The organism is Micromonospora fluostatini (assembly GCF_050410825.1).
Taxonomy (GTDB): Bacteria; Actinomycetota; Actinomycetes; order Mycobacteriales; family Micromonosporaceae; genus Micromonospora; species Micromonospora rosaria.
The window spans coordinates 18,282-39,776 of record NZ_CP191251.1; the positions used below are offsets into that span (position 1 = coordinate 18,282).

Annotated in this window: 19 protein-coding genes; 14 read left to right on the forward strand and 5 right to left on the reverse strand. The window is 74.4% G+C overall.

What is annotated here, in order from left to right; genetic code table 11:
* The first annotated feature begins 151 nt into the window (after positions 1-151).
* On the forward strand, positions 152-844 hold the full coding sequence (locus ACQUFX_RS00065; RefSeq protein ID WP_428963987.1) for a lysophospholipid acyltransferase family protein: 693 nt from the start codon (positions 152-154) through the stop codon (positions 842-844).
* A gap of 36 nt (positions 845-880) precedes the next feature.
* On the opposite strand, the gene ACQUFX_RS00070 is transcribed toward ACQUFX_RS00065, so the two are convergent.
* Together ACQUFX_RS00070 and ACQUFX_RS00075 are read right to left on the reverse strand one after the other, a co-directional pair.
* The gene (locus tag ACQUFX_RS00070) at positions 881-2,353 is read right to left on the reverse strand and encodes a cryptochrome/photolyase family protein (RefSeq protein WP_428963988.1); all 1,473 of its coding nucleotides are present in this window, start codon (positions 2,351-2,353) and stop codon (positions 881-883) included.
* A 65-nt stretch (positions 2,354-2,418) separates the two neighbouring features.
* The gene (locus ACQUFX_RS00075) at positions 2,419-4,059 is read right to left on the reverse strand and encodes a hypothetical protein (RefSeq protein ID WP_428963989.1); all 1,641 of its coding nucleotides are present in this window, start codon (positions 4,057-4,059) and stop codon (positions 2,419-2,421) included.
* Between the two features lie 185 nt (positions 4,060-4,244).
* Here ACQUFX_RS00075 and ACQUFX_RS00080 point away from each other — a divergent pair, with 185 nt between their 5' ends.
* The 8 genes from ACQUFX_RS00080 to ACQUFX_RS00115 all read left to right on the forward strand — a co-directional run bounded on the left by ACQUFX_RS00080 (position 4,245) and on the right by ACQUFX_RS00115 (position 14,018).
* Complete coding sequence (locus ACQUFX_RS00080; protein ID WP_428963990.1) at positions 4,245-6,221, forward strand: TIGR03960 family B12-binding radical SAM protein; 1,977 nt, start codon at positions 4,245-4,247, stop codon at positions 6,219-6,221.
* 177 nt (positions 6,222-6,398) lie between these two features.
* Positions 6,399-7,118 (forward strand): TIGR03936 family radical SAM-associated protein, encoded by a 720-nt coding sequence (locus ACQUFX_RS00085; protein ID WP_428966808.1) that lies wholly within the window; start codon positions 6,399-6,401, stop codon positions 7,116-7,118.
* A 130-nt stretch (positions 7,119-7,248) separates the two neighbouring features.
* Positions 7,249-10,419: an Rne/Rng family ribonuclease gene (locus tag ACQUFX_RS00090; protein WP_428963991.1), complete on the forward strand. Its 3,171-nt coding sequence runs from the start codon at positions 7,249-7,251 to the stop codon at positions 10,417-10,419.
* A gap of 125 nt (positions 10,420-10,544) precedes the next feature.
* Entirely contained in the window at positions 10,545-11,009 is a 465-nt protein-coding gene (locus ACQUFX_RS00095) for a hypothetical protein (protein ID WP_428963992.1), read from the forward strand.
* Positions 11,010-11,285: 276 nt separating this feature from the next.
* Positions 11,286-11,600, forward strand: coding sequence for a 50S ribosomal protein L21 (rplU, locus tag ACQUFX_RS00100; protein WP_275031453.1), 315 nt, complete (start codon positions 11,286-11,288; stop codon positions 11,598-11,600).
* Positions 11,601-11,611: 11 nt separating this feature from the next.
* Positions 11,612-11,869: a 50S ribosomal protein L27 gene (rpmA, locus tag ACQUFX_RS00105; RefSeq protein ID WP_067359753.1), complete on the forward strand. Its 258-nt coding sequence runs from the start codon at positions 11,612-11,614 to the stop codon at positions 11,867-11,869.
* Positions 11,870-11,995: 126 nt separating this feature from the next.
* Complete coding sequence (gene obgE / locus ACQUFX_RS00110) at positions 11,996-13,465, forward strand: GTPase ObgE (RefSeq protein WP_428963993.1); 1,470 nt, start codon at positions 11,996-11,998, stop codon at positions 13,463-13,465.
* A 103-nt stretch (positions 13,466-13,568) separates the two neighbouring features.
* Positions 13,569-14,018 (forward strand): GNAT family N-acetyltransferase, encoded by a 450-nt coding sequence (locus ACQUFX_RS00115; protein WP_067359751.1) that lies wholly within the window; start codon positions 13,569-13,571, stop codon positions 14,016-14,018.
* Between the two features lie 63 nt (positions 14,019-14,081).
* On the opposite strand, the gene ACQUFX_RS00120 is transcribed toward ACQUFX_RS00115, so the two are convergent.
* The gene (locus ACQUFX_RS00120; RefSeq protein ID WP_428963994.1) at positions 14,082-14,576 is read right to left on the reverse strand and encodes a DUF4383 domain-containing protein; all 495 of its coding nucleotides are present in this window, start codon (positions 14,574-14,576) and stop codon (positions 14,082-14,084) included.
* A gap of 193 nt (positions 14,577-14,769) precedes the next feature.
* Positions 14,770-16,017 carry a cytochrome P450 gene (locus tag ACQUFX_RS00125; protein ID WP_428963995.1) on the reverse strand — a complete coding sequence of 416 codons (1,248 nt, stop codon included), beginning with the start codon at positions 16,015-16,017 and terminating at the stop codon, positions 14,770-14,772.
* Between the two features lie 342 nt (positions 16,018-16,359).
* On the opposite strand from ACQUFX_RS00125, the gene ACQUFX_RS00130 reads away from it, so the two are divergent.
* The gene (locus ACQUFX_RS00130) at positions 16,360-16,800 is read left to right on the forward strand and encodes a hypothetical protein (RefSeq protein WP_428963996.1); all 441 of its coding nucleotides are present in this window, start codon (positions 16,360-16,362) and stop codon (positions 16,798-16,800) included.
* 15 nt (positions 16,801-16,815) lie between these two features.
* On the opposite strand, the gene ACQUFX_RS00135 is transcribed toward ACQUFX_RS00130, so the two are convergent.
* Complete coding sequence (locus ACQUFX_RS00135; protein WP_067359748.1) at positions 16,816-17,034, reverse strand: DUF397 domain-containing protein; 219 nt, start codon at positions 17,032-17,034, stop codon at positions 16,816-16,818.
* Positions 17,035-17,100: 66 nt separating this feature from the next.
* On the opposite strand from ACQUFX_RS00135, the gene pepN reads away from it, so the two are divergent.
* From pepN to ACQUFX_RS00155, 4 genes are all read left to right on the forward strand, one after another.
* Positions 17,101-19,623 carry an aminopeptidase N gene (pepN, locus tag ACQUFX_RS00140; protein WP_428963997.1) on the forward strand — a complete coding sequence of 841 codons (2,523 nt, stop codon included), beginning with the start codon at positions 17,101-17,103 and terminating at the stop codon, positions 19,621-19,623.
* Between the two features lie 105 nt (positions 19,624-19,728).
* Entirely contained in the window at positions 19,729-20,328 is a 600-nt protein-coding gene (gene nadD, locus ACQUFX_RS00145; protein WP_428963998.1) for a nicotinate-nucleotide adenylyltransferase, read from the forward strand.
* A gap of 106 nt (positions 20,329-20,434) precedes the next feature.
* Positions 20,435-20,845 (forward strand): ribosome silencing factor, encoded by a 411-nt coding sequence (rsfS, locus tag ACQUFX_RS00150; protein ID WP_428963999.1) that lies wholly within the window; start codon positions 20,435-20,437, stop codon positions 20,843-20,845.
* Positions 20,842-21,471, forward strand: coding sequence for a histidine phosphatase family protein (locus ACQUFX_RS00155; RefSeq protein ID WP_428964000.1), 630 nt, complete (start codon positions 20,842-20,844; stop codon positions 21,469-21,471). The genes rsfS and ACQUFX_RS00155 overlap by 4 nt, the downstream gene beginning before the upstream one ends.
* Positions 21,472-21,495: the final 24 nt, after the last annotated feature.

Sequence of the window (21,495 nt, forward strand, 5' to 3'; positions counted from 1 at the left end):
CCGCGTTTCCGGCGCGCCGACGTGCGCCCGGATGCCGTGGACCCGGGGTGGGCGCACGGTGGCCCGATCGGGCGGGCGTGACGGCGTCGGCTAACGTGACAGCGCTCGGCCAACCACACCGCCTGTTGGGGTACGACCGTCCGGAGGACCAGTGCCGCTGCTCTACACGATCGGCAAGCTCACCGTGGGGCCCGCACTGCGGTTGGCCTTCCGTCCCACCGTGGAGGGGCTGGAGCACATCCCGAAGTCCGGGGGTGCCATCTTCGCCGGCAACCACCTCTCGGTCGCCGACGAGTTGTTCCTCGGCGCGGTGGTTCCCCGGCACCTGGCCTTCTGGGCGAAGTCGGAGTACTTCAAGGGCCCCGGCGTGAAGGGCGCGTTCTCCCGGTTCGTCTTGACCGGCCTCGGCGCGATCCCGGTCGAGCGGGCCGGTGGGCGGGCGGCGCTGTCGGCGTTCGACGCGGCCATCCCCGCCCTGCGGGGTGGTGACCAGGTGGCCATCTACCCGGAGGGGACCCGGTCGCCGGACGGCCGGCTCTACCGGGGACGCACCGGCGCGGCCCGACTGGCCGTGGCCGCCGGGGTGCCGATCGTCCCGGTCGGCATGATCGGCACGGAGAAGGTCCAGCCGATCGGCGCGCGGGTGCCCCGGCCGGGCGCCGGCAAGATCACGGTACGGTTCGGCAAGCCGCTGGACTTCACCGGCCGGCCGGACGACCGGACCTCGCTGCGGGAGATGACCGACGAGCTGATGAGCGAGATCCAGAAGCTCACCGGCCAGGAGTACGTGCCCCGCTACGCGCCCAAGCGCGACGAGCCCACCCCGGGCGAGGCCCCCGCCTGACCCGTCCCGCCGGCGCCGGCGGACGACCTCCGGTCGTCACGGGGCGGCGTCGCCGCGCTGCTTCTCCTGCGCGAGCACCGCGTCGACGTCGGTGAGCCGGTCGAGCTGCTTGATCGACCGGGCCATCCGGGCGTTGCCGGGGATCCGCTGCCGGTTGCGGTGCAGGAACGACCAGTACCCGGCGGTGAACGGGCAGGCGGTGTCGCCGAGGGGTCGCTTCGGGTCGTACGGGCAGCCGCCGCAGTAGTCGCTCATCCGGTTGATGTACGTCCCGCCGGAGGCGTACGGCTTGGTGGTCAGCTGGCCGAGGTCGGCGTACTGGCTCATGCCGATGACGTTGCCGGTCATCACCCACTCGTACCCGTCGACGAAGTTGCGGTGGAACCAGTCCACCAGTTCGGCGGGCCGCCAGCCCCGTTGCAGGGCGTAGTTGCCGAGCACCATCAGCCGGGGGACGTGGTGCACCCAGCCGTGCTCCCGGACCCCGCTGAGCACGTCGGTGAGGCAGTGTGCCCGGACCGCGTCGGCGTCCAGCTCCTGCCACCAGGCGGGTACGGTGCGCCGGGCGGCCAGCGCGTTGCTGTCGCGCCAGCCGGCGTCGTGGTACCAGTACAGGTTCCAGACGAAGTCCCGCCAGCCGAGGAGCTGCCGGACGAAACCCTCCACGCTGGGCAGCGGTGCCGCCTTCGCCCGGTACGCCTGCTCGGCGCCCCGGATCGCCTCCATCGGGTCGAGCAGGCCCAGGTTGAACGAGGAGGAGAGCATGCTGTGCGCCAGCCACGGGTCGGTGGAGAGCATCGCGTCCTCGTACGGGCCGAACAGCGGCAGCCGGTGCCGCAGGAAGTGCCGCAGGCGTGCCTGGGCCTCCCTGCGGGTCGCCGGGAACCGGCGCGGGCCGTCCTGCCCGGCGAACCGGATGCCCTCCCGCTCCCAGCGGTCCAGGTCGGCCCGGGCCTCGGCGTCGATGTCGTCCTCGCGGGGCGTCGGCGGGGCCGGTACCGGCAGGTGGTCGGCGTCCTTCGGCGGTGGGTGCCGGTTCCCCTGGTCGAGGCTCCACCGGCCGCCCGTCGGCTCGTCCCCCTCGACCAGCACGGCGTGCCGCTGCCGGGCGAACCGGTAGAACGCGTCCAGGCGCAGCGCGCCCCGCCGGGCGTCGGCCCAGTCGGCGAAGTCGTCCAGGCCGGTGACGAAGCCGCGCGCCGGCAGCACCCTCACCCGCTCCTGCCGCCGGACGAAGTCCAGCGCCCGCCGGGAGGTGGGGTGGCAGACCTCCAACGGCTCGCGGACCCGGCGCAGCCCGTCGCGGTACGTCTCGGCGCGCAGGTAGCGCGCCTGGTCGCCGAGTTCCGCCGCGCGGTGACGCAGGGCGGAGAGCACCAGGTGCGCCTTCTGCCGGTGGAAGACCCGACGCCGGAAGACCGCCTTCGACTCGATCAGCAGCACCGGCTGGTGCCGGTCGTCGAGGAAGTGCGGCCCCAACTGGTCGGCGAAGAGCCAACGCCGCGACATGTCCTGATGGTGGCCCGGGGGCCGGTTCCGTGTGGGCAAGAAGTGAGAACCTTACGTGTTGGGCATCACGCCTGTTCCACGGTGATGATCTGGCTGCGGAGCGTGCCGAGCAGGGCGGCGCTGTCGTCCACGGAGAGGCGGGTGAAGACCGCGGTGGTGATGCTGCCGTGGTCGACCGAGGCGCAGACCACCACGGCGGTGCCGTCGGCGCGGCCGGTGGCGCAGCGCACGTGCCGTCCCCGGACGCCGGTCTCCACCACCGTCGCCTCGCCGAGCTGGTAGTCGCCGGTCAGCCGCTCGATCTCACCCTCGGCGTCGCTCTCCGGGGTCAGTCGCAGGCCGGTGCCGCCGACCACCGTCACCCGCTTGCCGTCGCGGGTGGTGTAGAGGCCGCCGAAGGTGTCGGTGGCCAACAGGTGCGCCTCGGCGAAGCCCGTCTCCAGCCGGCGCACCGTCTCGTCGCCGTCGGGGCGCAGGCGCAGGTCGGCGACCTCGGCGGGCAGGCTCGCGCGGGCCGGGTACTGGTCCCAGACCGGCTTGCCGAAGTACGCCGGGCAGCCGCAGCAGCAGGCCACGGTGAGCAGGAACGTCATGAACATCCGCAACGGCCACCGGCGGCGCCGGCGGGGTGGGGCGGGCGGCGGATGACCGGGGGGCCGCTGGCCCGCCGCCCAGGGGTTGGCCGGCGGCGCGGCCGGCGGCCCGGCCGGCGGTGACACCGGCCGGGGCGGTGGCGGCGACACCGGTGGCGGCACGGAGACCGGCCGGGCGGCGACCGGCGGGGGCGGCGGGGACACCGGCCGGGCGACCGGCGGCGTCGGATGACCGGCGTACGGCGGGTGGTGTGCGGCCGGTGGTGGCGCATACGGCGCGGCCGGGGGCCCCGGCTGGTACGGCGGGGCGGGGGTGTGCCCGGCCGCCGGGAACCGGTACGGCTCGGGCGGGGTGGACCCGGCGACCGGGTACGGCTCGGGCGGGGTGTGCGAGTACGGCTCGGATGGGGTGCGCGGGGCCGGCGGCTCGGGCCAGGCCGGCTCGGGCGGCGCGGCGGGAGGGCGGCCCGGCTGCGGTGGGGCGGGGTGGGACGCCGGGTCCGGCTCGCCGGCGGGGTGCAGCAGGGTCGGGGGCAGCGCCGGATAGCTGGTGGAGGGCAGGTGCCAGCCGCTGGTGTCGGCCCCCGCCCACGGGTCCACCGGTGTCTGCTCCTCCGGTGGCGGCTCACTGGGCCGGGGCGGCAGCGGGGTGGGCTCGGCGGACTGGCCCCAGACCCGTCGCCGGGGCGGCGGTGGCGGGACGGCCGCCGACCCGCTCACCCGGTGCCCGAGCAGGTCCTCGGCCGGCCCGTCCCACACCCGGGTGCGCGGCATCCCCGGCGCACCGGCCTGGTCGGCCGGGTCCGGCGCCCCGCCACCACCCGGCCCGCTGGCCCCGGCACCGGGCGTACCCGGGAGGTCGCCGGTGTCGGCCCGCGTGGGCTCGTCGGCCCGGCGCGCCGGGTGCTCCGCCCGGACGGTGTCGTCCGGCGGGGTGGTGCGGTCGGCGTCCACCGTGGGCAGCTTGCGCGTGCCCTGCGGGCCGGTCCGGGGACCGGCGGTCGGTGGTGCGGGGGACGGCGGCCCGTCGGCGACCGCCGGATTCCGGCCCTCGCCCGTCGCCGGGGTGGCCCCCTCCGCCGGCCGGTCGTGTTCCGGCTGCGGCTCCGGCATCGCGGCAATCTCCTCTCGCGCCGGTTGCGAGGTTAGTACCGACGTGCCACGCCGACACACCCGGCCGCCCGCCCGTCGGATCCGGCCCGGGGACGGGCCGTCGCCCGGCGGCGACGGACGCGGTCGAAAGCGGTGGGTGCGGTGCGGCGCGGTGGTCGACGGGTGGGCGCGTACCCTTGGGGTCCATGAGCGTCCCGTCGACCACGCCGCGCCCTGTCGCGACGAACTCCGTCTGGCCCCGTCTGGAGCCGCTGCTGCCCCAGGTGACCAAGCCCATCCAGTACGTCGGTGGCGAGCTGGGTGCGGTGGTCAAGGACTGGGACGCGGCGACCGTCCGGTGGGCGCTGATGTATCCGGACGCGTACGAGGTGGGCCTGCCCAACCAGGGCGTGCAGATCCTCTACGAGGTGCTCAACGAGCTGCCGGACGTGCTGGCCGAGCGGACGTACGCGGTCTGGCCGGACCTGGAGGCGCTGATGCGCGCACACGACGTGCCGCAGTTCACCGTCGACGCGCACCGGTCGGTGCGCGACTTCGACGTCTTCGGCGTCTCCTTCGCCACCGAGCTGGGCTACACCAACCTGCTGACCGCGATCGACCTGGCCGGGATCCCGCTGCTGGCCGCCGACCGGACCGACGCCGACCCGGTGATCGTGGCCGGCGGGCACGCCGCGTTCAACCCGGAGCCGATCGCCGACTTCGTCGACGCCGCCGTGCTCGGCGACGGCGAGGAGGCGGTCCTGGAGATCACCGGGATCGTCCGGCAGTGGAAGGAGGAGGGCTCGCCCGGCGGCCGCGACGAGCTGCTCCTGCGGCTGGCCCGCACCGAGAGCGTCTACGTGCCGCGCTTCTACGACGTGGACTACCTGCCCGACGGCCGGATCCAGCGGGTCGTGCCGAACCGGGCGGACGTGCCGTTCCGGGTGCACAAGCGCACGACCATGGACCTGGACGCCTGGCCGTACCCGAAGAAGCCCCTGGTCCCGCTCGCCGAGACGGTGCACGAGCGGTTCGCGGTGGAGATCTTCCGGGGCTGCACCCGGGGCTGCCGGTTCTGCCAGGCCGGCATGATCACCCGCCCGGTGCGGGAGCGGTCGATCACCACGGTGGGGCAGATGGTGCGGGAGGGGCTGGAGTTCTCCGGCTTCTCCGAGGTGGGTCTGCTGTCGCTGTCGTCGGCCGACCACTCCGAGATCGGTGACATGTGCTCCGGCCTGGCCGAGCAGTACGCGGGCAGCAACGTGTCGCTGTCGCTGCCCTCGACCCGGGTGGACGCGTTCAACATCGACCTGGCCCAGGAGCTGTCCCGCAACGGCCGGCGGACCGGGCTGACCTTCGCCCCGGAGGGCGGGTCGGAGCGGATCCGGCGCGTGATCAACAAGATGGTGTCGAAGGAAGACCTGATCCGCACCGTGGTCACCGCGTACACCAACGGCTGGCGGCAGGTGAAGCTCTACTTCATGTGCGGCCTGCCCACCGAGACCGACGCCGACGTCCTCGAGATCGCGGACATGGCGCACGAGGTGATCCGGGCCGGTCGGGCGGCCACCGGCAGCAAGGACATCCGCTGCACGGTCTCCATCGGCGGGTTCGTGCCGAAGCCGCACACCCCGTTCCAGTGGGCCCCGATGGAGCGGCCGGAGGTCATCGACGGCCGGCTCCGGCTGCTCAAGCAGGCGATCAACGCGGACCGGTCGCTGGGCCGCGCGATCGGCTTCCGGTACCACGACGGCGAGCCGTCGCTGATCGAGGGCCTGCTGTCCCGGGGCGACCGCCGGGTCGGCGCGGTGGTCCGCCGGGTCTGGGAGAACGGCGGCCGGTTCGACGGCTGGAGCGAGCACTTCTCGTACCAGCGCTGGGTGGAGGCCGCCGACGAGGTGCTGCCGACCTTCGGCGTGGACCTGGACTGGTACACCACCCGTGAGCGTGAGGAGCTGGAGGTCCTGCCCTGGGACCACCTCGACTCCGGCCTGGACAAGGACTGGCTCTGGCAGGACTGGCAGGACGCGCTCGGCGAGTACGAGCAGGACGACTGCCGGTGGACCCCGTGCTTCGACTGCGGGGTCTGCCCGTCGATGGACACCGAGATCCAGATCGGCCCCACCGGGAAGAAGCTGCTGCCGCTCACCCCGGTCAACAGCCTGCGGGTGCCCACCGCCTGACCCCGCGCCCGCACCGCCCCCACCCCACCTGCGGTCGATCACGGAACCTGCCGGCGGCGGCCCGCCCGGGTACGCCGCCGGCTCCGTGACCGACGTGACGACCGAACGAGGAGTACGACGATCAGCAGGAAACCACAGCCGGAGGGCGGCCAGGCGCCGGTCGTCCAGCGGGTCCGGATCCGGTACGCCAAGCGTGGGCCGCTGCGCTTCACCTCGCACCGGGACTTCGCCCGCGCCTTCGAGCGCGCGCTGCGGCGGGCCGGTGTGCCGATCGCCTTCTCCCAGGGCTTCACCCCGCACCCCAAGATCTCGTACGCCAGCGCCGCGCCCACCGGGGTCGCCAGCGAGGCGGAGTACCTGGAGATCGGGCTCCGGGAGCCGGTCGACCCGGCGGCCCTGCGCGCGGCGCTGGACGCGGCGCTCTCGCCCGGCCTCGACGTGCTCGACGCCGTGGTGGCCTCGGCGGGCAGTCTCGCCGACCGGATCGAGGCGTCCCACTGGCGGATCGAGCTGCCCGGGGTGGAGCCGGAGGTGCTGGCCACGGCGGTGACGGCGTTCACCGCGGCGGCGGAGGTCCAGGTAGAGCGGATGACGAAGCAGGGCCGCCGGACGTTCGACGCCCGGAGTGCGGTGATTCACGTCGATCTGGTGGGGCCGTCGGAGACGCCTTCCGAGAACACGGCCGTACCGTGTGCGATACTCGAACTGGTCGTACGGCAGGTCACCCCGTCCGTGCGGCCCGATGACGTCCTTACCGGCCTCCGCGTGGTGGCCGACCTGGAGCCGCCGGTCTCACCTCGGGTGACCCGACTGGCGCAGGGCACGCTGACCGCGCAGGGTGCGATCGTGGATCCGTTGGAGGCGGACCGCGACGGGGCAGCCATCGGCGAGCGTTGACCGACGGTCAGCGTTCGAGGCAGGCAGACTTCGGCGGTCGCGCACATCGCGCGCTCGCGGAACACTTTTGCGGCGACCCTGCGTGGCAGCGCTCACCCGCGCCCGGGGTAGCCAGAACTGGAGAACGTCCATGCTCGAGAACGAGCCCGAGGGCGGCGAACAGCCCGTTTCCCCGTCGGCCGGCGAGACCACCGACACCACCGCCGCCGGAGGCGGCACCCCGGGTACCACCGCTGCCGGAGGCGGCAGCACGGACCGCAGCGGCACCGCCGCCGCGCCGGTCGAGGCGGAGAGCCCGACCGTGACCGGTTCGGCGGAGATCGGCGCGGCCAGCGCCGCCGTCGGCGAGCCGGTCGCCGAGGACGCGCCGAAACGCCGGACCCGGACCACCCGCCGCAAGGTGGCCCCGGTCAGCCCGCCGGAGCAGACCGACGCTCCGGTCGAGGCGTCCAGCGCCACCGCAGCGGCCAGCGGGGAGGCGCCCCAGGCCGAGGTGCTCGCCCCGGTAACCGGGGACCTGGACACCGCGCCGAAGACCCCGCGTCGCCGCCGCAAGGCCACCACCACGCAGAAGGCGGCCGAGGAGCCGCTGGTCGTCACCGGTGCGGAGGAGGCCTCCGCGGAGGTCGTACCGCCGGTCAAGGTGACCCGGACCCGCCGGAAGAAGGCCGTCGCGCCGGTCGAGCCCGTCGCCGAGGCCGCGCCGGCCCCGGCCGACGCGGACGTGGCGCCCGGCGAGCCGGTGGAGCCGGTCGCCGCCGAGCCGACCCCCGCCACCCCGGAGCCGGAGCCCGCCCCCGTCACGTCGGAGCCCGCGCCCGCCGCCGGCCGGCGGCGCACCCGGGGCAGCGGCGCCCAGGCGCGCTCCGGCGAGGTGCCGCCGGGCGTCGAGCCGACGGAGCCGACCGGGCCGGCCGTCGAGCCGGCCGCGCCGACCGCCGAGGCGGCGGAGCCCGCCGCCGAGCCCACCCCGCCCGCCGAGCCGCGCACCCGGCGGCGTCGTGCGGTGCTCTCCGCGCCGACCGTGCTGTTCATGGCCCCGCAGCCGGAGGAACTGCCGCCGCCCCGGGCGGTCGAGCCGGTGACCCCCGCCGTCGAGCCGGAGCCCGCCGCCGCCGAGGAGCCGGCCGAGCCGGGCCGCCGCCGTCGCCGGGGCCGCCGCGAGGCCGAGCCGGTCGAGGTCGTCGAGGTGGAGGAGGAGCCGACCGACGAGGCCGACGAGACCGCCGAGGCCGACGAGGACGAGGACGAGCTGGGCGCCGGCCGGCGCCGCCGGCGGCGGGGCCGTCGGGGTCGGGGCCGGGGCAAGGGCGGCGCGGACGAGGCCGAGGACGAGGAGTCCGAGGAGCCGGTCCAGGCCGAGGGGGCCGAAACCGAGGCCGAGACGGACGAGGGCGACGAGGAGGAGGACGGTGGCGACGGGCTGACCCGCCGCCGGCGTCGCCGCCGTCGTCGGGGTGCCGGCGAGGCCGAGGGGGCCGCCGACGACGGCGTGCCGACCGTGGTCAAGATCCGCGAACCGCGCAAGGCCGTCGACGAGGTCCAGGGCGTCTCCGGGTCGACCCGGCTGGAGGCCAAGCGCCAGCGCCGCCGGGACGGCCGTGAGCAGCGTCGTACCCGTCCGCCGATCCTGAGCGAGTCGGAGTTCCTGGCCCGCCGCGAGGCGGTCGACCGGGTGATGGCGGTACGCCAGCGCGGCGACCGGACCCAGATCGCCGTCCTGGAGGACGGGGTGCTGGTCGAGCACTACGTGACCCGCAACTCCGCCGGCACCATGGCCGGCAACGTCTACCTCGGCAAGGTGCAGAACGTCCTGCCGAGCATGGAGGCGGCCTTCGTCGACATCGGCCGGGGGCGCAACGCCGTGCTGTACGCCGGCGAGGTGAACTGGGACACCACCGGCCTGGAGGGGCGGGCCCGCTCGATCGAGCAGGCGCTCCGGTCCGGCGACTCGGTGCTGGTGCAGGTCACCAAGGACCCGATCGGGCACAAGGGCGCCCGGCTGACCAGCCACATCGCGCTCTCCGGCCGGCACCTGGTCTACGTTCCCAACGGCAACGCCTCGGGGATCAGCCGCAAGCTGCCCGACACCGAGCGCAAGCGGCTGCGGGACGCGCTGAAGAAGCTGGTCCCGGACGGCGCCGGCGTGATCGTCCGGACGGCCGCCGAGGGGGCCAGCGAGGACGAGTTGGCCCGTGACGTCAAGCGGCTCCAGGCCCAGTGGGAGGACATCCAGGCCAAGGCCGCCTCCGGTGGCGCCCCGGTGCTGCTCTACGAGGAGCCCGACCTGGTCATCCGGGTGGTCCGTGACCTGTTCAACGAGGACTTCCGCGAGCTGGTCATCGAGGGCGACGAGGCGTTCGGCATGGTCGAGTCGTACCTGTCGCACGTCTCCCCGGACCTGGTGGAGCGGCTGCGCCGGCACGCCGGCACCACCGACGTCTTCGCCGAGTACCGGATCGACGAGCAGATCCTCAAGGGCCTGGACCGCAAGGTCTTCCTCCCCTCCGGCGGTCACCTGGTGATCGACCGGACCGAGGCGATGACCGTGGTCGACGTGAACACCGGCAAGTACACCGGTGCCGGGGGCAACCTGGAGGAGACGGTCACCCGGAACAACCTGGAGGCCGCCGAGGAGATCGTCCGTCAGCTCCGGCTGCGCGACATCGGTGGCATCGTGGTGATCGACTTCATCGACATGGTGCTGGAGTCGAACCGGGAGCTGGTGCTGCGGCGGCTCACCGAGTGCCTCGGCCGGGACCGGACCAAGCACCAGGTCACCGAGATCACCTCGCTGGGCCTGGTGCAGATGACCCGCAAGCGGATCGGCGCGGGGCTGCTGGAGGCGTTCAGCGAGAACTGCGAGTGCTGCAAGGGCCGGGGGCTGATCATCCACACCGAGCCGGTGCCGGAGAAGCCCCGGGCCGGTGGCGCGGGCGCGGGCGAGAAGGTCAAGGCGGTGGCCTCCGCGGTCGCCGCCCCGGCGGAGCCGGCCGCTGCCGGTTCGTCCCGGCGGCGGGGCCGCAAGAGCGCCCCGCCGGAGCGGACCGTGGCCGAGATCGCCGAGACCCCGGAGACCGGCGGCGAAGCCGACTACCACGACACGATGGGCTACGACCTGTCCCGGTACGAGACGGAGACCGCCGCCGCGCCGGAGATCGCCGACGCCCAGTCCGGCGAGTCCGCCCGGCTGGCGGCCCCGGACGACCCGGACGCGCTCGGCGACGGGGAGGGCGAGGCGGACGGTACGGGCCGTCGCCGGGCCCGGCGCACGGGCGCACGTCGGCGTACCCGTCCCTGACGGGTTGACGGGTCTGGCATGGTGACAGGGCCCCTTCTCTCGGTGACACCGGGGGAGGGGCCCTTGTCGTACCCGTCCGACCCCGCCCCACCGGCCTGACCGGTCACCCCGGCTAGGAGAACCACATGCGCCGCCTGCTCGCCACCGCCGTCGTCCCCCTGGTCCTGCTGGCCGGGGTGGGCTGTTCCGCCGACCCGGACCCCGCCCCGCCGGGCCCGGCGGCCCCGGCCGGCCCCGCCGTCGCCCTGCCCTCGGCCGGGGCCAGCGCGTCCCAGGTGTGCGCCGCCGCCCAGCAGGCCGGCACGCTGGCGGTGCAGACGTACGTCGACGAACTGGGCCAGATGGTGGCCGCGACCGGGGCCGAGGACGCTCCGGGCGCCCAGGCCGCCCGGGACCGGGCCGGGGCGGCTCTCACCGGCTGGCGGAGCGCGCTGCGTGAGCTGTCGACGCGGGCGACCGACCCGCCGTTGAAGACGCTGCTCACCGACATGGCCGACGAGGTGGAGGCGAAGGGCGCCGACGTCGACGAGATCGACGAGGCCGACCTAGAACGCCTCCGGCAGCGCCTCGACCAACTCTGCGCCCGCTGAGCCCGGCCCCGCCCCGCCCCGCCGGCCAGCGAAAAAGGGGTGGGCGGTTTGGGCGTCGGGGTGGGGATGGCGTACGCTATCTTGCGGCGCACTTTTGGTGCGCTGAGTTCTCGCTGCCCGGGCCGCCGTGCCCACGGCGACCGGTGTGCACACCACGGCGTGCCGGCCCACGACGTGCAGACCACGGCGTGCCACACCAGCCGGCGTGTCACACCGACCGGCGCGTCGGAGCGGGAACGACCGCCAGCAGCCTCAACGACAGGGAGTCCGCCTCCGATGTACGCGATCGTCAAGACCGGCGGCAAGCAGTACAAGGTCGCCGAGGGCGACGTGATCGAGGTCGAGAAGCTCGTCGGTGCCCCCGGCGACGCGGTGCAGCTCACCGCGGTGCTCCTCGTCGACGGTGACGACCTGGTGACCGACGCGGCCAAGCTCGCCAAGGTCGCGGTGTCCGGCGAGATCGCCGCCCACACCAAGGGCCCGAAGATCCGGATCCACAAGTTCAAGAACAAGACCGGCTACCACAAGCGCCAGGGTCACCGCCAGCCGCTGACCCAGGTGAAGGTGACCGGCATCTCCAGCGGGAAGTAGGTCGTCCTCCAATGGCTCACAAAAAGGGTGCGTCCAGCTCGCGTAACGGCCGTGACTCCGCGGCCCAGCGGCTCGGCGTGAAGCGCTTCGGTGGTCAGGTGGTCAGCGCGGGTGAGATCCTCATCCGGCAGCGGGGCACCAAGTTCCACCCCGGTGACCTGGTCGGCCGTGGCGGAGACGACACGCTCTTCGCGCTGGCCGCCGGCTCGGTCCAGTTCGGTACCAAGCGCGGTCGCAAGACCGTCAGCATCGTACCGGCGGAGCAGTAGTCTCACGGCGAAGCGGGCCGCGGACCGGTGGGTCCCGGCCCGCTTCGCCTTTTCTCCGACCGGACGGGGCCGCTCCGACCGGTGGATCTCACGCGCGGGGACGAACCCCGTGGGAAGGACTGCGACGTGGCGACGTTCGTTGACCGGGTCGTCCTGCACCTGCAGGCCGGCGACGGCGGGCACGGTTGTGTCTCGATCCACCGGGAGAAGTTCAAGCCCTTCGGCGGCCCCGACGGCGGCAACGGCGGGCACGGCGGCAGCGTCTCGCTGATGGTCGACCCGCAGGTGCACACGCTGCTCGACTTCCACTTCCGCCCGCACGTCAAGGCGGAGAACGGCACGGGTGGCGCCGGCTCGAACCGGGACGGGGCCAACGGCCGCGACCTGGTGCTCAAGGTTCCGGACGGGACGGTCGTGCACGCCCCCGACGGGACCGTGCTGGCCGACCTGGTCGGCGCCGGCACCACCATCGAGGTGGCCCGGGGCGGCCGGGGCGGACGCGGCAACGCCTCGCTGGCCAACGCCCGGCGTAAGGCGCCCGGCTTCGCCGAACTGGGCGAGCCCGGTGACCGCCTCGACGTGGTGCTGGAGCTGAAGAGCGTCGCCGACGTCGGCCTGGTGGGCTTCCCGTCCGCCGGCAAGTCGTCGCTGATCTCGGTGCTCTCCGCCGCCAAGCCGAAGATCGCCGACTACCCGTTCACCACGCTGGTGCCCAACCTCGGCGTGGTCCGGCTGGACAACCACACCTTCACCGTCGCCGACGTGCCGGGGCTGATCCCCGGGGCGGCCACCGGCAAGGGGCTCGGGCTGGAGTTCCTGCGGCACGTCGAGCGCTGCGCCGTGCTGGTGCACGTGATCGACACCGCCACCCTGGAGCCCGGCCGGGACCCGGTCGCCGACATCGACGCCATCGAGGCGGAACTGGCCGAGTACGGCGGGCTGGCCGACCGGCCCCGGCTGGTCGCGCTGAACAAGGTCGACGTGCCGGACGGGCGGGACCTGGCCGAGATCGTCCGGCCCGACCTGGACGCCCGGGGGCTGCGGGTGTTCGAGGTCTCCGCGGCGACCCGCGAGGGGCTCAAGGAGCTCACGTACGCGATGGCGGAGCTGGTCGCGCAGTCCCGGGTGGTCCCGGACGTGGAGCCGACCCGGATCGTGATCCGGCCGAGGGCGGTCGACGACGCCGGGTTCACCATCGAGGCGCAGCCGGACGGCTCGTACACCGTCCGGGGGGACCGGCCGGAGCGCTGGGTGCGCCAGACCAACTTCGACAACGACGAGGCGATCGGGTACCTCGCCGACCGGCTGGCCCGGCTCGGTGTGGAGGAGCAGCTCGCCAAGGCCGGCGCCCAACCCGGTGACCTGGTCCGCATCGGCGAGCGCGAGTTCGACTGGCAGCCGACGCTCTACGCGGGGGCGGAGTTCGTTCCCGGCAACCGGGGCACCGACCACCGCCTGGAGGACAAGTCGACCCGGGCGTCGGCCGCCGAGCGGCTGGCCGCCCGCAAGGCCCGCCGCCAGCGCCCCGCCGACGAGCAGGACGGGGCCGATGAGCCCGCCGGCTCCGACGAGGCGACCGACTCTGACACAGAGTGACGGTACGGTTTGGCGGGTCGCGCCGCCGAACGTACCGTTCGTCGCTGCCATCGGGACGGATGTCGGAAACCTGCGCGAAATCCGCGACACCTACCGTGACGGAATGCTGATCGAGGCCCGTCCCGCCACCGACCCGGAGATCCTCGCGCTGGTCACCGCGCAGCAGCGGGAACTGCGGGAGGCCGACGGCGGGCTGGACGGGCAGGCGACGGTGACCCGCGACGACATCGACTACCTGGTGTTCGTGGTCGCCGGGCGGGCGGTCGCCTGCGGCGGCATCCAGGAGCTGGACCGCACCACGGGTGAGCTGAAGCGGATGTACGTCCGGCCGGCGTTCCGGGGCCGGGGGGTCGGCCGGCAACTCCTGGTGGCACTGGAGGAACTCGCGTTCCAGCGGGGGTACCAGACGGTGTGCCTGGAGACCGGGACGTACCTGCCGGCGGCGATCGGGCTGTACACCTCCAGCGGGTACGAGTCGATCCCGGTGTACGGCGAGTACGTCGACAACCCGTACAGCGTGTGTTTCGCCAAGCGCCTGCCGGTGGCCGCCTGACGGCTGACGCCGGTACCGGCCGAACGGCGGGGCCGGCCGGCCGGCGGGACCGGGCCCGGCGGGTCAGGGACGGTCGAACGGGCGGTCCAGCCGCTGCGCGGTGGCGCCGGCGCCGGGGGAGAGCAGCAGCCCCAGCAGGAGCATGCCGAAGCCGAGGCCGAGGTGCAGCCAGTTGTCGGCGGCGTTGACCGGCAGGACGTTCGCCGACGCGGGGGTCTCGCCGTGCGACAGCACCAGCCCGTAGAGCCAGAGGGCCAGGTACACCGCGCCGCCGACGGCCAGGAACACCCGGGCGCCGGCCACGCTGCGGGCGAGCACCAGCCCGACCAGACCGAAGAGCAGGTGCACCGCGTTGTGCAGCACGGAGACCTGGAACACCCCGAGCAGCTTCGCCCCGGAGCCGTGTCCGGCGACGGTCATCTCGTCGTACCCGGTGGTGACGCCCGGGACGAAGCCGAGCAGTCCGACGAGCACGAAGACCCCGGCCACCGCGAGGGCGGCGGTACGGACCCGGGGCCGGTGACCGGTCGTCCGGTCGTCGCGCGTACCACGCGCCATCGCTGTCACCTCCGTGCTGCGGGCACCCGACCGACCGCCGTCGACGCCGGAACACCTCCGGCCGGCTCCGGAGGGCGGTGGTGCCCGCTCCGATCCTCCATCCTGTCGTCCCGACGGCGGGGACCGCAGCGAAACCGTGAACAGGCCGCGACGACGATCGGGCGACGCGCCCGGACCGGCTCGGGGCCGGGGCTCAGCCGGCGCGCCGGACGTCGGTGACCACGAAGCCGCTCGGCGGCAGGACCGGCATCCGGCGCAGGTTCAGCGCGAGGTCCTGCGGCGGGACCACGTACCGCATGGCGGCGGTCAGGTTGGTCACCGCCCGCTTCATCAGCTCGATGGTGATCCACTCCCCGGCGCACCGGTGCCCGCCGAGGTGGTCGCCACCGCCCTGCGGAACCAGGTCGTACCGGTCGCCGTGCCAGGTGGCGAAGCGGTCCGGCCGGAACCGGTCCGGCTCCGGCCAGAGGTCGGGATGGTGGTTGGTGCCGTACAGGTCGAGCAGCACCCGCCGGCCCCGGGGGAAGTGGTAGCCCTGCCAGTCGAAGGAGTCCCGGACCCGGGCGGCGACGACCGGGAAGAACGGATAGAAGCGGCGGACCTCCTGGACGAAGCGCTCGGTGGGCTCCTCGCCGGCCCGGACCCGGTCCCGCCACCCGGGGTGCTCGTGCAGGGCGAGCGCGGCGAAGACGACGTACCGGTCCACCGCCACCGTGGGGCGGAGCACGTTGAGCAGTTCCACCGCGGCGATCCGGCGGGGCAGCAGCCGCCCGTCGGCGTCGTGGTGCCCGGCGACCGCGGCCAGGGCACTGCCCGGCGGGGCGGGCAGGGTGCCGTCGCGGGCCCGGTCCACCACGTCGGCCAGCCAGCGCTCGGCCCGCTGCCGGGCCAGGCGGCCCCGCCAGTGCCGGGGGCCGAACGCGGCCGGGGCGGCGATCATCGCGTGCAGGTCGGCGCAGCGGCGCGCCACGGCCGAGGCGGCCAGCGGTACGCCGGCCCAGGCGCAGACCGCCCGGGTGAGGATCCGGCCGACCTCCTCGTGGAGCACCACCCGACCGGCCTGCTCCCAGGCCGGGATCCGGGCCCGCCACTCGTCGTCGAACAGTTGGCCCAGGTGCCGGACGGCGGACGGCGTCATGATCGACATGAACATCGCCTTGCGGGCCCGGTGTGCCGGGCCGTCCAGCCCCTGCACCCCGCCGACGCCGACCAGGGTGTGCTGGCCCCGTTTCGGCATCGCGCCGTGCCGGACGAACCGGTCGGTGTCGGAGAACAGCATCGCCCCGGGCCGCCCGCGCAGGCAGATGGTCCGTTCCAGCAGTAGCCGGGTCTGGAAGATGTCGCTGCCGAGCCGGGCGCAGCGGTTGCCGATGAACCGGTACCCGTCCCGCAGGAACGCGACGCTGCTGTCCGGGCTGCCGTCCCCCGGGATCGTGCCCATCCGGCGCCCTCCTGACCCGGTGTCGGCCGCCCGTCGACCGGACCGCTGGGCGACTTCTACCCCGGTGACGGCGGCTGAATCCGGGCCGCGTCGAATCCTGCGGGCCGAACCGGGCCCGGCCGGGCCGGGGAGGGGCCAGCCGGGCCGGGGAGGGTCCAGCCGGGCCGGGGAGGGGCCAGCCGACGACAGATCGGCTGGCCCCTCCCCGGACGCCGGAAACCTGGTCTGCTGTCCGGGTACCGCCCGGCGGACCGGTCGGGCGGGACGCCGCTGTCGGCGGCCGGCCGGGTGGACCCGGGCCACGCCGACGCGGGACCGGACGGACGACGGTGGGGAGGCGGCATGCGGGAGAACGGTTCGCCGTACTGGCGGCGGGTGACGACCGGAGCGGACGGCGCCGGCCGGGCGGGGGCGTCGGTGGCGGGGACGACGCCACCCGTCCCGGCACCGGCCGGCGCGGGTCCCGGGACGCCGGCCGGCACCGGTCCGGCCCCCGGGGGCCGTCGGCCGCAACGGTTCACGGTGCATCTGGGGTTCGAGGCGACCGGCCCGGACGAGGCCCGGGAGATCGCCGTCGGGTACGCCGAGGCGCTCGGTCTGCTCCGCCCGGAACTGGCCGTCGGCGCGTCGGCGTTCTCCCCGGCCCACGCCTGGCACCGGGCGGAGCGGTTGTTCTGCGGGGCGGCCGGCCCGGACGGCGAGCACTGTGCCGACGTGGCGGGGCACCCGGGCTTCCACCACGCGCCCGGCCTGGCCGGGCTCGGCTGGGGCGACGGTGACTGACCGGCCGCCCGGTGGTCAGTCCAGGTCGAACTCGCCGTCCTGGGCGCCGGCCACGAAGGCGTCCCACTCGGCCTGCGTGAAGACCAGGACCGGCCCGTCCGGCTCGGCCGAGTTGCGCATGCCGATCAGGTCGTCGACGAAGGCCACCTCGACGGCGCCCTCGGAGGTGTCCCCCTCGGCGCGCTGCCAGACCGCTCTGGACAGGTCGAAGTCGCCCTTGGGGTGCTGACTCATGGTTCGTCCTCCATCGCGAAGCGTTAAGGGGAACGTCTCCGGCTCCCCATCGGGCAGGATAAGCGGATGCCGAGCCTGACCCGTGTAGAGGCGACCGCGCGTGGCGAGTTGATTACCGTCACGTCCTATCAGGTGGACCTCGATCTCACCGGTGGCGCGGAGCGGTTCCGCTCCCGCGTCACCATCCGGTTCCGGGCGACCCCCGGTGCCGAGACCTTCGTCGAGGTCAAGCCCGCGACCCTGCTGGCGGTACGCCTCGACGACGACGACCTCGACCCGGGCGCGCTGGTCGACAACCGGTACCCGCTTACCGGCCTGCGCGCGGAGAACACGCTGGTCGTCGAGGCCGAGATGGCGTACTCGAACACCGGCGAGGGGATGCACCGCTTCGTCGACCCGGCCGACGGCGAGACCTACCTGTACGCGATGTCCTTCCTGGACGAGGTGCAACGGATCTTCGCCGCCTTCGACCAGCCCGACCTGAAGGCGCCGGTGACGCTGACGGTGACCGCGCCGCCGGGGTGGACGGTCGCGGCCAACGCCGACGTCGCCGCCACCCCGGCGCCCGGCCGGTGGGAGTTCGCCCCCACGGTGCCGCTGCCCACGTACCTGTTCACCCTGGTCGCCGGGCCCTGGCACGTCCGCCGGGACAGCCACGACGGCATCCCGCTCGCGGTCTACTGCCGGCGGTCGCTCGCCCCGTACCTGGACGCCGAGCTGGCCGAGATCCTCACCGTCACCCGGCAGTGCCTGGACCGGTTCCACCAGCTCTTCGCCGAGCGGTACCCGTTCGGCACGTACGGCCAGGCGTTCCTGCCCGAGTTCAACCTCGGCGCGATGGAGAACCCGGGCCTGGTCGGCCTCCGCGACGACTACGTCTTCCGCTCGGCGGTCACCGACGCCGAACGGGAGCGGCGGGCCACCACCATCGCGCACGAGATGGCCCACATGTGGTTCGGCGACCTGGTCACCATGCGCTGGTGGGACGACCTGTGGCTGAACGAGTCGTTCGCCGAGTACCTCGGCACCCGGGTCACCGCCGAGGCGACCCGCTTCGACCGCGCCTGGACGACCTTCGCGCTGCGCCGCAAGGCCTGGGGGTACGCGGCCGACCAGCGGCCGTCCACCCACCCGGTGGCCCCCGAGGAGGTCGTCGACGCCGCCGAGGGGCTGCTGAACTTCGACGGCATCTCGTACGCCAAGGGCGCGGCGGTGCTGCGGCAACTCGTCGCCTGGCTCGGGGACGAGGCGTTCCTCGCCGGGCTGAACGCCCACTTCGCCGCGCACCGGTTCGGCAACGCCACCCTGGCCGACCTGCTGGACAGTCTCGCCGCCGCGGCCCCGGGCCGGGACCTGCGGGGCTGGGCGGCGCGGTGGCTGCGCCAGGCGCAGGTCAACACGCTGCGGGCGGAGGTCGCGGTGGCCGCCGACGGCCGGTACACCGAGGTGGCGATCGTGCAGAGCGCCCCCGCCTCGCACCCGGTGCTGCGCCCGCACCGGGTGGGCGTCGGCCGGTACCACGCCGACGGCACGGTGACCCGCGACGAGGTGGACCTCGACCCGGACGTCGACGGCGGCCGGACCGTCCTCACCGGACTGGCGGGCCAGCCGGCGGCCCGGCTGCTGCTGCCCAACGACGGTGACCTGACCTTCGCCAAGGTCCGCCTCGACCCGGCCTCGGTGGACGCCCTGCCGCTGCTCCTGCCCGACCTGGCCGACCCCCTCGCCCGGGCCGTGCTGTGGGGCGCGGCGCTGGACGCGGCGACCGACGGGGAGCTGCCGGTGACCGCGCTGGTCACGCTGATCGAGACGGCCCTGCCGGCGGAGACCGAGGTGGTCCTCGTCGAGGACGTCCTGTCGTTGAGCCGGTCGCTGATCGACCGGTACCTGGAGCCGGCGGCCCGCGCCACGGCGCTGGAGGTGGTGGCGCGCACCTGCGCCCGGATGGCGTCGGCCGCGTCGCCCGGCGGGTCGATGCAACTGGCCACCGTGCGCGGGGCGGTCGCCGCCGGCACCGACGTCGACCTGCTCGTCGGCTGGCTGGCCGGGCGGGACGTGCCGGCGGGGCTGGCCGTCGACGCGGAACTGCGTTGGCGGGTGCTGCGCCGACTGGTGGTGCTCGGGGCGGCCGGCGCGGCGGTGATCGACGCCGAGGCCGCGGCCGACCCCAGCGCGACCGGCGCGGAGCGGGCCGCCCGGTGCCGCGCGGCGCTGCCCGACCTGGCCGCCAAGGAGGCCGCGTGGGAGATCGTCGTCCGTGACACCGCGCTGTCCAACCGGCTGGTGGAGGCCACCGCCGAGGGGTTCTGGCATCCCGAGCAGGCCGAGCTGACCGCGGGGTACGTGCCGCGGTACTTCGCCGAGATGCCGGCGGCGGCCCACCTGCGTACCCCGTGGGTGGCCGACGAGGTCGCGAAGCTGGCCTATCCCGAGTTCGCCGTGGCGCAGAGCACCCGGGAGTCGGCCGCGGCGCTGCTGGCCCGCGACGACCTGACCCCGGGGGTGCGCCGGGTGGTCACCGACGCGGACGACGACCTGCGTCGGGCGCTCGCGGCCCGGACGGCGGTGGCGGCGATCGTGGCGACCTGACCCCCGCCCCGCCGGCCCCGGCACCGGTCCCGTTTCCGCCCGCCGCCGGTGGGCGGGCACGGTGGTCGGGGTCGGGGCGGCGGGGGCGCGGCATACGATCACCAGGTGGAGGAACGTATCCGGCGGGTCGGGATCATGGGCGGCACCTTCGACCCGATCCACCACGGGCACCTGGTGGCGGCCAGCGAGGTGGCGAACCGGTTCGGGCTCGACGAGGTGGTCTTCGTGCCCACCGGGCAGCCGTGGCAGAAGGCGGACACCCCGGTCAGCCCGGCCGAGGACCGCTACCTGATGACCGTGGTCGCCACCGCCTCGAATCCGGACTTCCAGGTCAGTCGGGTGGACATCGACCGGGACGGGCCGACCTACACCGTCGACACCCTGCGCGACCTGCACGCCCTGTACGGCGCGCAGGCCCGGCTCTTCTTCATCACCGGTGCGGACGCGCTGGAACGGATCCTCTCCTGGAAGAACCTGACGGAGATCTTCGAGCTGGCCCACTTCATCGGGGTCACCCGGCCCGGGTTCGAGCTGACCGCCGCCCACCTGCCCGCCGACGCGGTCAGCCTGGTCCAGGTCCCGGCGATGGCCATCTCGTCCACCGACTGCCGCGCCCGGGTCGCCCGGGGCGAGCCGGTCTGGTACCTGGTCCCCGACGGTGTGGTGCAGTACATCGCCAAACGCGGCCTCTACCAGGAGAAGTAGGGGCCGGCATGGGCTGTCTGTCCCGGTATCCGACCAGAACTGACGCGTCGGGACGGCGCGGCGTGTGAGACGCTTGGAACATCGCACGGTTGATCGAAGGAGAACGGTGACAGTTTCCGAACGCGCTCACGAGCTGGCGATCGCCGCCGCCCAGGCCGCCGCCGACAAGAAGGCGCAGGACATCGTCATCATCGATGTGGGCGACCAGCTCGCCATCACCGACGCGTTCCTGCTCGCCGCCGCCCCCAACGAGCGCCAGGTGCTGGCCATCGTCGACGCCATCGAGGAGCGGCTGCTCGACCTGCCGGAGAAGGCCAAGCCGGTCCGGCGCGAGGGCGAGCGCGGTGGGCGCTGGGTGCTGCTCGACTACGTCGACATCGTGGTGCACGTGCAGCACACCGAGGAGCGCGAGTTCTACGCCCTCGACCGGCTCTGGAAGGACTGCCCGACCATCCCGTTCGTCGACCGTGACCTGGTCGACGCCGAGGCGGGCGGCTCGACCTCCACCGCCGAATGACCCGGCTGGTCGTCTGGCGGCACGGCAACACCGACTGGAACGCCGCCAGCCGGGTCCAGGGGCAGACCGACGTCCCCCTCAACGACCTGGGCCGGGAGCAGGCCCGCGCGGCGGCGCCGCTGCTCGCGGCGCTGCGCCCGGACGCGATCGTGACCAGCGACCTGAGCCGCGCCGCCGACACCGCCGCCGCCCTCGCCGCGCACACCGGCCTGCCGGTCCGGTCCGACGCCGGGCTACGGGAGCGGTACTTCGGGCGCTGGCAGGGCCTGCTGCTCACCGAGGTGGCCGAGCGGTACCCCGAGGAGTACGCCCGCTGGCGGGCCGGTGACCCCGACCCGGGCGCGGACGTCGAGAGCCTCGCCGACCTGGGTGCCCGGCTCGGCACGGCGTTGCAGAAGGCTGCCGACCTGGTGCCCGGCGGCACCGTCGTGGTCGCCACCCACGGTGCCGCGGCCCGGCAGGGCTGCGGTCACCTGCTCGGCTGGGACGCGACGGTGCTGCGCGCGCTCGGCTCGCTGGAGAACTGCCACTGGACCGAGTTGCGGCACAACGCCGTCCGGGGCTGGCATCTGCGGGCCCACAACGTCGGTCCGGTCACCGCGACCGTCCCCGTCGAGGCGGTCTGAGCCGGACACGCACCGGGCCGCCCA

Coding starts and splice junctions, on each gene's coding strand:
- rpmA (WP_067359753.1), top strand. CDS start 11,612: ATGGCTCACAAAAAGGGTGCGTCCAGCTCGCGTAACGGCCGTGACTCC.
- ACQUFX_RS00130 (WP_428963996.1), top strand. CDS start 16,360: ATGCGGGAGAACGGTTCGCCGTACTGGCGGCGGGTGACGACCGGAGCG.
- ACQUFX_RS00090 (WP_428963991.1), top strand. CDS start 7,249: ATGCTCGAGAACGAGCCCGAGGGCGGCGAACAGCCCGTTTCCCCGTCG.
- ACQUFX_RS00095 (WP_428963992.1), top strand. CDS start 10,545: ATGCGCCGCCTGCTCGCCACCGCCGTCGTCCCCCTGGTCCTGCTGGCC.
- pepN (WP_428963997.1), top strand. CDS start 17,101: ATGCCGAGCCTGACCCGTGTAGAGGCGACCGCGCGTGGCGAGTTGATT.
- ACQUFX_RS00070 (WP_428963988.1), bottom strand. CDS start 2,353: ATGTCGCGGCGTTGGCTCTTCGCCGACCAGTTGGGGCCGCACTTCCTC.
- ACQUFX_RS00075 (WP_428963989.1), bottom strand. CDS start 4,059: ATGCCGGAGCCGCAGCCGGAACACGACCGGCCGGCGGAGGGGGCCACC.
- ACQUFX_RS00155 (WP_428964000.1), top strand. CDS start 20,842: ATGACCCGGCTGGTCGTCTGGCGGCACGGCAACACCGACTGGAACGCC.
- ACQUFX_RS00080 (WP_428963990.1), top strand. CDS start 4,245: ATGAGCGTCCCGTCGACCACGCCGCGCCCTGTCGCGACGAACTCCGTC.
- ACQUFX_RS00115 (WP_067359751.1), top strand. CDS start 13,569: ATGCTGATCGAGGCCCGTCCCGCCACCGACCCGGAGATCCTCGCGCTG.
- ACQUFX_RS00135 (WP_067359748.1), bottom strand. CDS start 17,034: ATGAGTCAGCACCCCAAGGGCGACTTCGACCTGTCCAGAGCGGTCTGG.
- ACQUFX_RS00120 (WP_428963994.1), bottom strand. CDS start 14,576: ATGGCGCGTGGTACGCGCGACGACCGGACGACCGGTCACCGGCCCCGG.
- rplU (WP_275031453.1), top strand. CDS start 11,286: ATGTACGCGATCGTCAAGACCGGCGGCAAGCAGTACAAGGTCGCCGAG.
- ACQUFX_RS00125 (WP_428963995.1), bottom strand. CDS start 16,017: ATGGGCACGATCCCGGGGGACGGCAGCCCGGACAGCAGCGTCGCGTTC.